Here is a 13,618-nt window from a genome sequence, read left to right as displayed (position 1 = left end):
GCACAAAAATATAAAAGGCTAGGGGAATGTTCCGCGGCGCTAATGCAATCAATCTGGATCCCAAAGGTAGACTGGCTATACCAACAAAATACCGCCAGTCACTTCTGGATGATTGTAACGGACAACTGGTCTGCACAATCGATACACAGCAAAGCTGTTTGCTACTTTACCCACTTCCCGAATGGGAGGAGATCGAACTCAAACTGAGTAAGTTCTCCAGTATGGTTCCGGCTGAACGCCGGATGCAGCGGCTGCTACTTGGTTATGCCACCGAAGGTGACATGGACAAGAGCGGCCGTTTTCTCTTATCCGCGCCTTTGCGCCAACACGCCAATCTCTCCAAAGAAGTCATGCTCGTCGGACAGCTTAACAAATTTGAAATATGGGATGCTGATATTTGGGCTAAACAAATTGATGCAGACATGGAAACCGAGCGTGATGGTGCATTTGAGCTTACTGACCGCCTGCAGGAATTTTCACTATGAGCAACACCCCATTCAGTCATGTTTCGGTGTTGCTTAATGAATGTATTGACGCACTGGCGATTAAACCGGACGGCATTTATATTGATGCCACATTCGGTCGCGGCGGACATTCCGGCAAGATCCTCGAAAACCTTGGTGCTGAAGGCCGCCTGATCGCGTTTGACCGTGATCCTCAGGCGATTGAAGCTGCACAGCGTTTTGCAGATGACAAACGCTTTACCATTGTTCATGAACCCTTTGGCGAGATGGCCCGTGTTATCAGCGAAATGTCTCTGACGGGCAAGATCGACGGTGTGCTGATGGATCTCGGTGTCTCTTCTCCACAGCTCGATGATGCTGAGCGTGGTTTCAGCTTTATGAAAGATGGCCCGCTGGATATGCGCATGGACACCAGCCGTGGCCAGAGCGCTGCCCAGTGGCTGGCAGAAGCTGATGAGCAGGATATCACCCAGGTAATAAAAGAATTCGGCGAAGAGAAGTTTGGCAAACGTATCGCCCATGCCATCGTGGAAACCCGTCAAACCACGCCTCTCACACGTACCGCTCAACTGGCTGAGCTTATTGATAAAGCGGTGCCGGTAAAAGACAAATTCAAGCATCCTGCCACACGCGCTTTCCAGGGGATCCGTATTTACATTAATGCGGAGCTGGAACAACTGCGGGTGGGGTTAAAAGCGGCTGTGGATGTACTGGCGAAAGATGGCCGTCTGGCTGTGATTTCTTTCCATTCTCTGGAAGATCGTCTGGTTAAACGTTTCATTAAAGATCAGAGTCGCGGCAAAGTAGTACCGGCTAACTTACCGGTAACACAAGCTGAGATTGATGCCGACAAAGTTCTCAGGGCGCTGAGCAAAGCGATTAAGCCGACCAAAGAGGAAATTGCACAGAATGTGCGCTCCCGGAGTTCTGTATTACGGGTGGCCGAAAAACTATGACGGACCGGCAGAATTCACGGACGACGTCTCCGACAAACTTCAGTTTAATACTGATTCTGGTCTCAGATTTGACCCGCAACAAGTTGCGGGTTTTGTTGTATTTAATGGTTGTAACCAGTGCCATGGCTGTGGTGCTCGGCAGTCACCTGAACCGTCAGCAAAATATCGCCATGGAAACACTCATGCAGCAGAAAGATGATCTCGATGTGGAGTGGCGAAATTTAGTGCTGGAACAACGGGCACTGACAGAACACAACCGCATTGAAAACGAAGTGGAAAAGCAATTAGATATGTACCGGCCAACCGCCGATCAGGAAGTGGTGGTAAGACTGAAATGAGCATATTTGCACTCCCTGCCAAAAAAGTGAAACGTGGTGCCAGACAGAATGTGACCCCGTCACCGGTGCAATGGCGTTTTGTACTGGTCATTGCCATTGTTATGCTGGTGTTCGCCGGGCTTGGCGTCCGCGCCGCCTACATTCAGGTCATTGCTCCGGATAACCTGATTGCTCAGGGCGATAACCGTACCATGCGTACCAAAGATATGCCGGCATACCGCGGAATCATTACCGATCGCAATGGCGCAGAACTGGCTGTCAGTGTGCCGGTGCGAGCTATTTATGCCGACCCGAAAATTATCCATGAACAGGGCGGACTGGAGCAGTTTGAACGCTGGGAAGCGCTTGCCGATGTGCTGGGCCGCGATGTAGAGGACTTACGCAGCAAAGTACAAAACCCCAAACGCCGTTTTGTTTATCTGCAACGTCAGGTGTCTCCGGCCATGGCGGATTATGTTGCCAAACTGGATATCCCCGGTATTTATCTGCGCCGTGAAAGCCGTCGTTACTATCCTAATGGCGAAGTGACAGCGCAACTGATTGGTATCACCGATGTGGACGACTCCGGTCTGGAAGGTCTGGAACGGCTTTATGATGACTGGTTAACCGGTACACCGGGTTCAAAGGTTATCCGCCGTGATGCCAAGGGCCGTCAGGTGGAAATTCTGAAATCCACTGACGGAGAGGAAGCGGGGAATCTGAAGCTGACAATTGATCAGCGGATTCAGGCGCTGGCCTACCGTGAAATCAAAGAGGCGATGCTTTATTACCAGGCTGCTTCTGCTTCCGCTATTGTGCTCGATGCCCACACCGGTGATGTGCTGGCCATGGTCAATGCCCCTTCTTTTAACCCCAACGATCGCAGCGATGTGTCTCCCCACCGGATGCGTAACCGTGTGCTGACCGATGCCTTTGAACCCGGTTCATCGCTGAAGCCGCTGGCAGTGCTGTCAGCGCTGGAATTCGGCAGTGTAAAAGTGGGTGATATTGTAAATACCAACCCGGGCTGGATGCGTCTGGGCGGCAGTCTGGTAAAAGATGCCCGTAACTACGGCAAACTCACCTTAGAAGAAATTATTCAGCATTCGTCAAATATGGGGACCTCCCGTCTGGCACTGGGTGTACCGAAACCATTTTTGCTCGATACCTATTACAACATGGGACTGATGAGTGATACCGGTACCAACATGCCGGGTGAAAGTAACGGTCTTTTCCATGAGCGCAGCCGTTGGTCTGATTTCGAACTGGCTACCTTATCTTTCGGTTACGGTATATCTGTAACTACCGCACAGCTTGCGCGGATGTATGCCACTCTGGCCAACGGCGGTGTCAGCATGCCGCTGAATATTGTTAAGCAGCCTCAGTCCACCGGTTACAAACCGGAACCTCAGCGGGTGGTGTCTGAAAAGAATGCCCGTGCCGTGCTTGAAATGATGGAGAGCGTTGTGCAGCGTGGCGGTACAGCCACAAAAGCCGCAGTGCCGGGTTATCGTGTGGGCGGAAAAACCGGTACAAGCCGTAAAGCTGTCGCCGGTGGTTACGGCGACGAGTACGTGAATATTTTCGCCGGTGTGGCCCCTTTATCTGACCCGCAAATCGTTACGGTTGTACTGATCAATGAACCCGGTGGTGATCTTTACCATGCCGGAGATACAGCGGCGCCGGTGTTTTCTGAAATTATGGGCGGTGCCCTGCAACTGCTGAATATTGCCCCGGACGACAAACAGGTCACGTCTACGAAGTGGCTGAACGGAGGGCGCAATGGTAGTTAATGCATTTGAACAAAGTTTAAGCGTGTTGCTGGCAAAGTTCGGTATTACAGCGCCGGATGTCCGCATTCAGGGGCTGACGCTGGATAGCCGTCGGGTTACCCCGAAACTGGCCTTTGTAGCAGTAAAGGGACATAGCATGGATGGCCGTGAATTTATTCCGCAGGCTATCAGTCTCGGTGCCAAAGCCATTCTTGCGCAAACCGAAAAAGTGCGGGAGCACGGCCGCATGGAAATGCGTGGCACCACGATTATTGTTCATCTGTATGAATTAACAGACATCCTGTCATCACTGGCCGGGGCGTTTTACGACTATCCCGCCACCAAAATGCAATCTGTTGCTGTCACCGGTACCAACGGAAAAACCTCCGTCGTGCAAATGTTATCCCAACTTACTACCGCCGGCGGAACACGCTGTGCAGCAGTAGGGACGCTGGGTGCAGGGCTGTTTCAGGGGGCAGATACAGAGTGGGAACCCACACCTGCCGGCAATACCACCCCTGACGCTATCCGCATGCAGTATTTATTGGCAGAGTTTGTGCAACAAAACGCGCGGCAAGTGGCATTTGAAGCGTCTTCTCATGCCCTGGTGCAGGGAAGGCTCAGTCAAATCAAAACGGATATTGTGGTGTTTACCAACCTGTCGAGAGACCATCTTGACTATCACGGCACCATGGAAGATTACGGTGCGGCCAAGCGTCTGGCTATGCAACTGCCGGGCGTCAGCACAGTAGTACTGAATGCCGATGATCCTGAAAGCGACCGCTGGCATACCAACAAGCCCTCCGGTGTTACCACTGTGTGGTTCGGCATGTCGGAATTGGCAGCGCAAAAGTCAGAAGATCGCCATTGTTTGGCCACAAATGTGAAATATCATCCGGACGGGTGTCAGTTCAGACTGGTATCAAGTTGGGGAAGCCGGGATATTCAGGTGCCGCTTCTGGGAGCGTTCAACGTGCACAACCTGCTGGCTGTGATTTCAGTGATGCTGGTGCAGGGGCTTCGTTTTGAAGAAGTGGTGGCGTTGTTACCACAGGTTTCTCCGGTAGCCGGAAGAATGGAAGTATTTCCTTTTACCGCGCATGCGAATGTCATTGTGGACTATGCCCATACTCCGGATGCGCTGGAAAAGGCGTTACAAAGCACAAGAGCGCATACCCCGGGGGATGTGTGGTGTGTTTTCGGATGTGGCGGCGACCGTGATAAAGGCAAGCGTCCTCTAATGGGACAGGCTGCTGAGGCTGTAGCCGATCATCTTGTCATCACTACCGATAACAGCCGTTCAGAAGCGCCGGAAGATATCGCCCGTGATATCCGTGAAGGACTGACACAGCCACAACGTGCGGTGGATGAGCCGGACAGAGAAAAGGCCATTCGCCACTGCCTGGAAAAGGCAGCACCGGAGGATTTGATCCTCGTGGCGGGTAAAGGCCATGAAGATTTTCAGATCATCGGTGAGCAAAAGAAAAATTATAACGAGCGGGCCGTGGTAGCGCGGCTGCAAAGGGAGTACAGCTAATGATTCTGACCACGCTGTCCTGGATTGCCGGTAAAGTGAAAGGCGCCCTTACAGGGGAAGACCGGGACGTAAACGGGGTAAGTACAGATACCCGTACGCTGAAAGAAGGTGATGTGTACATTGCCTTAAGCGGCGAAAATTTTAATGGTCACCGTTTTATTGCTTCGGCAGAGCAGGCCGGTGCCAGTGCAATAATAGCCAGCGAACCGGTGAATACTGCTTTGCCTGTCATTCAGGTAGAAGACACGAAACTTGCTCTGGGTTTACTGGGTGCTGCGGTAAAAGCGCAGGTCGCACCAAAAACTATTGCCGTGACAGGCAGCAGCGGCAAAACCACCGTAAAAGAGATGACTGCGGCAATTCTGGCACGCCGCGGCAATGTGCTGGCAACAGCGGGTAACTTCAATAATGACATCGGTGTGCCGCTGACATTATTACGTCTGGAAGAAGGCCATGATTACGCAGTAATGGAACTGGGTGCTAATCACCTTGGGGAAATTGCGTACACCACCGAACTGGTGAAGCCGGATGTGGCGACCATTGTCAATGCCGCCGCTTCTCATCTGGAAGGATTTGGCAGTCTGTTAGGTGTTGCCCGTGCAAAAAGCGAAATCTTTAAAGGGCTGAACGAACAGGGCGTAGCTATCGTCAATGCTGACAGTCAGTTCGCAGAGTTCTGGTTGGGCAAACTGAAGTACAACAATGTACTTACTTTCTCACCCCAACAGCAAAATCAGTCGGATTATACAGCAGAAGACATCACCGTCGGACTGGACGGCTGTGCTGAATTCAACATGGTCACCCCGCAGGGGCAAACCGGCATCCAATTACGCATCCCCGGTATTCATAATGTGGGTAACGCACTTGTAGCGGCCGCGCTGGCCATGCAGGTGGGAGCGACCCTGGAAGACGTACGTACCGGATTGCTGAACATGGCGCAGGTGAAAGGGCGTCTTAATGTAAAAGCGCTGTCTGACCATTTCCGGTTGCTGGATGATACTTATAACGCCAACGTGGCATCGGTGAATGCGGCTATTGATACGCTGTCCACATTCTCCGGTTTACGGGTTCTGATCCTTGGTGACATGGCGGAGCTGGGTGAAAAAGCCCGCTTTTACCATGAGCAGGTAGGTGAGTACGCGCAGCAAAAGGGCATTGATTACCTCTTCACTCTGGGTGTACTGAGCCAGAGCGCCAGTGCTGTATATGGTAAGCAGGGATTTCATTTCACCAGTGTGGAAGCGCTGATGGAAACATTGAGTAGTGTGCTGATGGCCGATCAACGGGATATTTCCGTGCTGGTTAAAGGTTCGCGCAGCTCGCGGATGGAACGGGTAGTGGAGGCCATTGAGGTATCCCGCCTGGGAAAGTTTGAACGCCGTCGGGAGCGCATTGCATGTTGATATGGCTGGCCGACTGGCTTAAACAGTTTGAACCGGGATTCTTCGTATTTTCCTATCTGACGCTCAGGGCAATTTTAAGTACCCTGACGGCACTGGTGATTGCGATTGTTATCGGACCGAAAATGATTCGCTGGTTGCAGCGTCTGCAAATCGGTCAGACCGTACGTGACGACGGTCCGCAAAGTCACCTCTCAAAAGCGGGCACGCCGACTATGGGCGGACTGCTCATCTTATCGGCGATTGTGGTCAGCGTGTTGTTATGGGCAGATTTAACCAATCGTTATGTGCTTGTGACTCTGGCCGTAGTGATTGGCTACGGCATCATCGGCTTTGTTGATGATTACCGCAAAGTGGTGCGTAAAGACTCCAAAGGCTTAATTGCCCGCTGGAAATACTTCTGGCAGTCAGTCATTGCACTGGGTGTGGCGTTTTACCTGTACAGCAGTGCAAACCTCGCCGCTGAAACCTCTTTGCTGGTGCCTTTTTTCAAAGAAGTTATGCCGCAACTGGGTCTGTTTTATCTGGTAGTCGTGTATTTTGCGCTCGTAGGCACATCGAATGCTGTCAACCTCACGGACGGGCTGGACGGACTGGCTATTGTACCCACCATACTGGTTGCCGGTGCGCTCTCAATTTTTGCCTACGTCACCGGTAATGTGAACTTCGCGACTTATCTGAATATTCCTCACATCCCGCTGACCAGCGAGCTGGTTATTGTGTGTACCGCTATAGTGGGCGCCGGACTGGGCTTTTTATGGTTTAACACTTATCCGGCTCAGGTATTTATGGGCGATGTGGGTTCACTGGCTCTCGGCGGCACGCTGGGTATTCTGGCAGTCCTGGTACGTCAGGAAATCGTGCTCATCATTATGGGCGGTGTTTTTGTGATGGAGACCGTATCGGTGATCCTGCAGGTCGGCTCATTTAAGTTACGTGGAAAACGTATTTTCCGCATGGCACCTATCCATCATCATTTCGAACTCAAAGGCTGGCCGGAACCCCGCGTGATTGTGCGGTTCTGGATCATTTCTCTGATTCTGGTGCTGGTGGGACTGGCTACATTGAAGCTACGCTGATTTATGAACGAATTGCTGGCATCACAACATGTTGTCGTGGCTGGTCTGGGAATGACCGGTCAGTCTGTTGTGCGCTTTTTAACAGAAACCGGTGCGTCAGTGAAAGTCTGGGATACCAGACCGGACGCCAGAGTACCTGACAATATCACTGTTCCTGTCACCGCCGGTGAAGTGCCGCCGGGGTACTGGGAAAATGTTGATACCCTCGTGCTCAGTCCGGGGATTTCGCCGTCCCATCCGTCGGTGAAAAGTGCTGCGCTGTCTGGTGTGGAAGTCATTGGTGATATCGAGCTGTTTGCACGATTGTCGCGCACGCCGGCTTTCGGCATTACCGGTTCAAACGGAAAAACCACCGTCACGCTTCTGCTTACCCATATTCTTAATCAGGCCGGACTGAAGGCCTGTGCTGCCGGCAATGTTGGCCGTCCGGTACTGGACACCATTGGTGAAGGATTTGATTATATGGTGCTGGAGTTGTCCAGCTTCCAGCTTGAAACCACATCATCTTTAAATTTACTCGCCGCCACGATTCTGAACGTGAGTGATGACCACCTTGACCGGCATGGCACCATGGCAGCATATGCAAACGCTAAGCAGCGTATTTTTGCGCATTGTCAGCATGCTGTTATCTGGCAGGGACATCCGGAAACCATTCCTCAGTCTCACGTTGCTGAAACGACACTCTACCAGGCCAGCGAAAGTAAAACCGGCTTCGGCTTTGTCAATCAGGCGATTACCTTGCAGGGCAAAGCTGTTTTGCCTATGAGTGAAGTAAAGCTGGTAGGTACACACAACGTGCTGAATATTCAGGCCGCACTGGCAATGGCGCTTGTTGCCGGCGTGAGTATTGAAACCGCCTGCAACGGAGTAAAGACCTTTGAGCCGGCTCCCCACCGCTGTGTGGAAATCGCCAATACACAAGGCGTACGCTGGATTGACGACTCTAAAGCGACAAATGCCGGCGCCACGCTGGCGGCTCTGGAAGGACTGGGCCGGGATAAAACCGGAAAACTGATTTTAATTGCCGGCGGAGATGGCAAAGGGGCTGATTTGTCCGTACTCAGGGAACCCTTGCTGCAGTATGTGGATTTGGTGCTTACCATCGGAAAAGATGGCAGACAAATCAGCGACCTGATCCCGGGGGCACATTATTTACCCGATTTACCTTCTGCGGTTCAACTGGCAGCTCAACAGGCTGAGCCCGGCGATATGGTGCTGTTGTCTCCGGCCTGTGCCAGTATCGATATGTTTAATAATTATGCTCACCGGGCACGGGTTTTTGCTGAAGCGGTTCACGGAGTATCCGGTAAATGAGTACAGCAGCGTCTGAGCAAACAGGCACAAAATTATCTGAGATTTTTTCTCAGCGTCACTGTGCGGCAAAATCCGCGTCACCTTATGATGCCGGTCTGATTCTGGTGGCACTGGCGCTGGCAACACTAGGGCTGGTAATAGTGACCTCCGCTTCCATGCCCGTGGCTGACCGTTTGTACGGTAATCCCTTTTATTTTTCCATCCGTCACGGCATTTATCTTCTTGTCGCCATTTTGTCTGCCGGTGTGGTGCTGCAGGTGCCCATGAGTTTCTGGCGTGTAATCAATCCCTGGTTATTGCTGGCTGCCATTGTGATGCTGCTGGCGGTACTGGTGATGGGGCGTTCTATTAACGGTAGTACCCGCTGGATTGTAATAGGGCCGCTGACCTTACAACCGGCGGAACCTGCCAAACTGTTCTTCTTTACTTATCTGGCCGGTTATCTGGTGCGCCGTTATGAAGAGGTGACAGAAAACATTAAAGGCTTTATTAAGCCGCTGGTGGTGTTCTTTGTACTCGCCTGCTTACTGCTGCTGCAGCCGGATTTCGGTACTGCGGTGGTAATGTTCACCACCACAATGGGACTGTTATTTCTGGTGGGCGCAAGGCTCTGGCAGTTCTTTGCCATCGTGTTTGTGGGCTTACTGGCCATCGTGTTCCTGATCGTTTTTGAAGAATACCGCATGCGGCGGGTCACGTCTTTCCTTGATCCCTGGGCCGATCCCTTTGGCAGCGGTTATCAGCTTACTCAGTCGTTAATGGCCTATGGCCGGGGCAGCTGGTTCGGACAGGGGCTGGGCAACAGCTACCAGAAGCTGGAGTTTCTGACTCAGGCTCACTCCGATTTCATTATGGCAATTCTGGCCGAAGAACTGGGCTTCACCGGTGTGCTGATTGTGCTGGGACTCATTCTTTTCCTCGTTGTCCGGGCTCTGAAAATCGGCAATCACGCACTGGCTAAGCAACGGCCTTTCGAAGGATATCTGGCTTACAGCATCGGGATCTGGCTGAGCTTCCAGACTGCCGTAAATGTTGGTGCCAGTGCCGGCATTCTGCCCACGAAAGGTTTAACACTGCCACTTATCAGTTATGGCGGTACCAGCCTGATCGTGATGATGGTGTCGGTGGCCATGTTGCTGCGGATAGATTTTGAATTGCGGGTCGACGGTGTTCAGGCTATCGGCCGGAAAGATAAACGTAAGAAGAAGCCGGCTCCGGTTTCCTCAGCTGCTGAAGACGGTGAACAACCGGAACAAAAGAGTAAAGAAGATATCAGAGCCATGTTAGAAGAAGTAGAAAAGGGGGCGTTGAATGACTAAGCGCTGTCTTATCATGGCTGGCGGTACCGGCGGACACGTGTTTCCCGGACTTGCCGTTGCACATGCGCTGAAAGCCGACGGCTGGGATGTACACTGGCTCGGCACCGCAGAAAGGATGGAAGCGCAGGTTGTGCCTGAAAACGGATTCCCCATCCATTTTATCCACGTGAAAGGGTTACGGGGTAAAGGGTTATCAGCCAGAGCCAGCGGATTTATGGCGCTGATGAAAGGCATGGCAGAAGCCGGAAAACTGATTTCCTCACTCAAGCCTGATGTGGTCATTGGCTTTGGCGGTTATGCCAGCGGACCGGGTGGTGTTGCTGCGTGGTTACGGGGAATTCCTTTAATCGTGCATGAGCAGAATGCGGCCGCAGGTATGACAAACCGTATGCTGGGTAAACTGGCAAAGCGCATTTTACTGGGCTTCGATAATGCCAGAGGCGGGTTTGGCAGTGCAGCAAGCAAATGCATGACGGTGGGTAATCCGGTGCGTCGGGATATTGTGGCAATCGCGCCGAAAAAAGAAACCCATTCGCCGTTGCGTATGCTGGTGATTGGTGGCAGCCTGGGAGCGAAAGCGCTCAATGAGGCTGTGCCTGCAGTATGCAAGAATCTCTATGGGTTAACTATCCGTCACCAAGCCGGGAAAGGTAATGCAGAAGCGGTTCGAAGTGCTTATGCCAGTGGCAGTGTGGATGTGCAGGTCAGTGAATTTATTAAAGATATGGCGGCAGCCTATGACTGGGCTGACTTTATCGTTTGCCGTGCCGGCGCACTGACTGTAGCTGAAGTGGCAGCGGCGGGGTTACCTGCGGTGTTTGTGCCACTGCCTCATGCTGTTGATGATCATCAGACAAAGAATGCCCTGTCTCTGGTAGAGGCCGGGGCTGCGGTGTTATTACCGCAAACAGAATTACAAAGCGGGCTGGGCAAAGTGCTGGAAAACTGGCTGCGTCATCCCCAATCCTGTCTGGCCGCTGGCAGAAAAGCCCGTCAGTCAGCGATAACCAATGCAACACAGCGGGTCGCAGAACAGTGTGCCCTGCTGACAGGAGACAAAGCGTAATGGTAGGTGAAAAACCATTCCAAAACCCGCAGATGCGTAAAGTGAAGCGCATTTTCTTCATCGGTATCGGTGGCGCGGGCATGGGCGGTATTGCAGAAGTACTACTGAACGAAGGCTATGATATCGCCGGCTCAGATATACAGGCCGGTGCGATGACAGCACGGCTGGAAGAGCTGGGTGCTGAAATCTTTATTGGCCATCATGAAGACAATGTTACAGCGTCTGATGTGGTGGTGGTCTCCAGCGCGATCAACGAGTCAAATCCGGAAATCCGCTATGCCCGTGAACACCGCATTCCTATTATCCGCCGGGCCGAAATGCTGGCTGAACTTATGCGCTTCCGTCATGGTATTGCCATTGCGGGTACCCACGGAAAAACTACCACGACCAGCCTGATTTCCACTATTTTTGCCGAAGCCGGCTGGGATCCCACATTTGTTATCGGTGGTCTGCTTAACAGTGCGGGCACAAACGCACGTTTGGGTAAGAGCCGCTATCTGATTGCTGAAGCAGACGAAAGCGATGCGTCGTTTCTGCATCTTCAGCCTATGGTGTCCGTGGTGACCAATATTGAGCCGGACCACATGGGTACCTATGAAGGTGATTTCAACAAAATGAAAGACACCTATCTGGAGTTTCTGCATAACCTGCCATTCTACGGACAGGCCATTTTGTGTGGTGATGATGAAGTGATCCGTTCTCTGCGGCCGAAAATTGGCCGCAACATCCTTACTTACGGTATTGAGCCGGGTAACGATGTGCGCGCAGAAAATATTGAACTCAGGTTCGGTCAGGCGCAGTTTGACGTGATCCGTCCTGACAGGCCGGTACTGAATGTCACGCTGAATCTCACCGGCATGCATAATGTGCTCAATGCCCTTGCTGCCATTGCTGTCGCCACAGATGAAGGGGTCGGTGACGACGCTATCGTGACGGCACTGAAATCCTTTGGCGGTATCGGACGCCGGTTTGAAGTACTGGGCGAGTTTACGACCAGCAAAGGTGATGTGTGCCTGGTTGATGATTACGGCCATCATCCGACTGAAGTCAGGGCAACCATCGCGGCGGCCCGTACTAACTGGCCGGATAAGCGGCTGGTCATGGTGTATCAGCCACACCGTTACACACGTACCCGCGACTTATATGAAGATTTTGTTGAAGTGCTCTCACAAGTGGATGTGCTGTTATTGCTGGATGTGTATGCCGCCAGTGAACAGCCCATTGAGGGTGCTGACAGTAAAGCACTCTGCCGGTCCATCCGTTTAAGAGGCCAGGTGGAACCTGTTTACGTGGGTGAACCGGATTCTCTGGCAGAAATTCTTGCCAGTGTGATGCAGGAAAACGACGTGATCATGACCCAGGGAGCCGGTAATATCGGCCAGATTGCTAAAAAACTGGCAAAATCTGAATTGGAACCAAAAAAATTTCAACGTGAGTGGCAGTGATGGCTGAACAGGTAAATCCACAAAAATTTGGTCGTGTAGCAGTAATGTTTGGTGGTGATTCTGCTGAGCGTGCAGTATCGCTGAACTCGGGGAAAGCGGTACTGAATGCCCTGCTAAGGCAGGGAGTAGATGCCTTCGCATTTGACCCTGCTGAGCGTCAACTTACTGAATTAGTTGATGAAAAAGCTGATCGTGTGTTAATCATGTTGCACGGACGTGGTGGCGAAGACGGTGCGATGCAGGGCGCATTACAGCACCTGAAAATCCCCTATACCGGCAGTGGCGTGCTGGGGTCTGCGCTGGCGATGGATAAGATCCATACCAAACAAATCTGGCAATGTCTTGGTTTATCTACCGCAAAATATCAAATTGCTGACAAAAGTGACTTTGAAGCTGGATCATGCGGGGCTATAATGATGGAATTGGGGAATGAAGTCATGGTCAAACCAGCCCGCGAAGGTTCCAGTATCGGGATGGCGAGAGTGACAAGCGCTAAACAACTAGAAACTGCCGTTCAGGACGCCTTTCAATATGATAATCAGGTCCTGTTAGAGCAGTACATCGATGGCCCCGAGTTCACTGTCTCTGTTTTGCAGGGCAGGGCATTGCCGTCGATCCGCATGTCTACCCCCCATACTTTTTACGATTACGCGGCCAAGTATCAGGACGATACAACCGTGTATCAATGCCCCGGTGGTTTGTCGGAAGACAAAGAAGCTGAACTGGCAGCATTGTCGCTTCGTGCGTTCAATGCATTGTCTTGCAGCGGCTGGGGCCGCATTGACGTAATGCAGGCTGCTGATGGCACGTTCTACTTGCTTGAAGCGAATACCGTACCCGGCATGACTGAAAAAAGTCTGGTGCCGAAAGCGGCGAAAGTGGCCGGTTTGAGTTTTGATGAACTGACGCTGGAAATTCTGGCGACCAGTCTCTCATCAGACTAAACGGA

General features: G+C 52.0%; 12 protein-coding genes. All 12 read left to right on the top strand.

The genetic code is table 11. The features are described 5' to 3' along the window. Nucleotides 1–26 precede the first annotated feature (26 nt). From mraZ to ACXAG2_RS11185, 12 genes are read left to right on the top strand one after another with little or no spacing between them, the layout of a single operon-like run. Entirely contained in the window at nt 27–485 is a 459-nt protein-coding gene (mraZ, locus tag ACXAG2_RS11240; protein WP_303572868.1) for a division/cell wall cluster transcriptional repressor MraZ, read from the top strand. Continuing rightward, entirely contained in the window at nt 482–1,420 is a 939-nt protein-coding gene (gene rsmH / locus ACXAG2_RS11235) for a 16S rRNA (cytosine(1402)-N(4))-methyltransferase RsmH (RefSeq protein ID WP_349588445.1), read from the top strand. The genes mraZ and rsmH overlap by 4 nt, the downstream gene beginning before the upstream one ends. Continuing rightward, on the top strand, nt 1,417–1,758 hold the full coding sequence (gene ftsL / locus ACXAG2_RS11230) for a cell division protein FtsL (RefSeq protein WP_119502195.1): 342 nt from the start codon (nt 1,417–1,419) through the stop codon (nt 1,756–1,758). The genes rsmH and ftsL overlap by 4 nt, the downstream gene beginning before the upstream one ends. Next, nucleotides 1,755–3,530, top strand: coding sequence for a peptidoglycan D,D-transpeptidase FtsI family protein (locus ACXAG2_RS11225; protein ID WP_474867026.1), 1,776 nt, complete (start codon nt 1,755–1,757; stop codon nt 3,528–3,530). Before ftsL ends, ACXAG2_RS11225 begins: the two co-directional genes overlap by 4 nt. Then, the gene (locus tag ACXAG2_RS11220) at nt 3,520–5,046 is read left to right on the top strand and encodes a UDP-N-acetylmuramoyl-L-alanyl-D-glutamate--2,6-diaminopimelate ligase (protein WP_474867024.1); all 1,527 of its coding nucleotides are present in this window, start codon (nt 3,520–3,522) and stop codon (nt 5,044–5,046) included. Before ACXAG2_RS11225 ends, ACXAG2_RS11220 begins: the two co-directional genes overlap by 11 nt. Then, nucleotides 5,046–6,449 carry a UDP-N-acetylmuramoyl-tripeptide--D-alanyl-D-alanine ligase gene (locus tag ACXAG2_RS11215; RefSeq protein WP_474867022.1) on the top strand — a complete coding sequence of 468 codons (1,404 nt, stop codon included), beginning with the start codon at nt 5,046–5,048 and terminating at the stop codon, nt 6,447–6,449. The genes ACXAG2_RS11220 and ACXAG2_RS11215 overlap by 1 nt, the downstream gene beginning before the upstream one ends. Continuing rightward, nucleotides 6,443–7,525 (top strand): phospho-N-acetylmuramoyl-pentapeptide-transferase, encoded by a 1,083-nt coding sequence (mraY, locus tag ACXAG2_RS11210; RefSeq protein ID WP_474842948.1) that lies wholly within the window; start codon nt 6,443–6,445, stop codon nt 7,523–7,525. Before ACXAG2_RS11215 ends, mraY begins: the two co-directional genes overlap by 7 nt. 3 nt (nt 7,526–7,528) lie before the next feature. Then, nucleotides 7,529–8,839 carry a UDP-N-acetylmuramoyl-L-alanine--D-glutamate ligase gene (murD, locus tag ACXAG2_RS11205; protein WP_474867019.1) on the top strand — a complete coding sequence of 437 codons (1,311 nt, stop codon included), beginning with the start codon at nt 7,529–7,531 and terminating at the stop codon, nt 8,837–8,839. Then, a complete protein-coding gene (gene ftsW / locus ACXAG2_RS11200; protein ID WP_474867016.1) occupies nt 8,836–10,158 on the top strand; it encodes a cell division protein FtsW in 1,323 nt (440 codons plus the stop codon). The genes murD and ftsW overlap by 4 nt, the downstream gene beginning before the upstream one ends. After that, nucleotides 10,151–11,224 (top strand): undecaprenyldiphospho-muramoylpentapeptide beta-N-acetylglucosaminyltransferase, encoded by a 1,074-nt coding sequence (murG, locus tag ACXAG2_RS11195; protein WP_474867013.1) that lies wholly within the window; start codon nt 10,151–10,153, stop codon nt 11,222–11,224. Before ftsW ends, murG begins: the two co-directional genes overlap by 8 nt. Then, nucleotides 11,224–12,669 (top strand): UDP-N-acetylmuramate--L-alanine ligase, encoded by a 1,446-nt coding sequence (murC, locus tag ACXAG2_RS11190; protein WP_474842941.1) that lies wholly within the window; start codon nt 11,224–11,226, stop codon nt 12,667–12,669. Before murG ends, murC begins: the two co-directional genes overlap by 1 nt. After that, complete coding sequence (locus ACXAG2_RS11185; RefSeq protein ID WP_474867011.1) at nt 12,669–13,613, top strand: D-alanine--D-alanine ligase; 945 nt, start codon at nt 12,669–12,671, stop codon at nt 13,611–13,613. The genes murC and ACXAG2_RS11185 overlap by 1 nt, the downstream gene beginning before the upstream one ends. The last annotated feature ends 5 nt before the right edge of the window (nt 13,614–13,618 follow it).

The sequence above is a fragment of the Alteromonas sp. ABH4_456 genome (genome assembly GCF_056160645.1).
Note: the sequence above shows the minus strand (reverse complement) of the source record. Positions and strands in the feature narration are given on the sequence as shown.

Bases quoted from the DNA above. Each gene is read 5' to 3' on its own strand.
- ftsL (WP_119502195.1), top strand. From the start codon at position 1,417: ATGACGGACCGGCAGAATTCACGGACGACGTCTCCGACAAACTTCAGT.
- mraY (WP_474842948.1), top strand. From the start codon at position 6,443: ATGTTGATATGGCTGGCCGACTGGCTTAAACAGTTTGAACCGGGATTC.
- ACXAG2_RS11215 (WP_474867022.1), top strand. From the start codon at position 5,046: ATGATTCTGACCACGCTGTCCTGGATTGCCGGTAAAGTGAAAGGCGCC.
- rsmH (WP_349588445.1), top strand. From the start codon at position 482: ATGAGCAACACCCCATTCAGTCATGTTTCGGTGTTGCTTAATGAATGT.
- ACXAG2_RS11220 (WP_474867024.1), top strand. From the start codon at position 3,520: ATGGTAGTTAATGCATTTGAACAAAGTTTAAGCGTGTTGCTGGCAAAG.
- mraZ (WP_303572868.1), top strand. From the start codon at position 27: ATGTTCCGCGGCGCTAATGCAATCAATCTGGATCCCAAAGGTAGACTG.
- murG (WP_474867013.1), top strand. From the start codon at position 10,151: ATGACTAAGCGCTGTCTTATCATGGCTGGCGGTACCGGCGGACACGTG.
- ftsW (WP_474867016.1), top strand. From the start codon at position 8,836: ATGAGTACAGCAGCGTCTGAGCAAACAGGCACAAAATTATCTGAGATT.
- murD (WP_474867019.1), top strand. From the start codon at position 7,529: ATGAACGAATTGCTGGCATCACAACATGTTGTCGTGGCTGGTCTGGGA.
- ACXAG2_RS11185 (WP_474867011.1), top strand. From the start codon at position 12,669: ATGGCTGAACAGGTAAATCCACAAAAATTTGGTCGTGTAGCAGTAATG.
- murC (WP_474842941.1), top strand. From the start codon at position 11,224: ATGGTAGGTGAAAAACCATTCCAAAACCCGCAGATGCGTAAAGTGAAG.
- ACXAG2_RS11225 (WP_474867026.1), top strand. From the start codon at position 1,755: ATGAGCATATTTGCACTCCCTGCCAAAAAAGTGAAACGTGGTGCCAGA.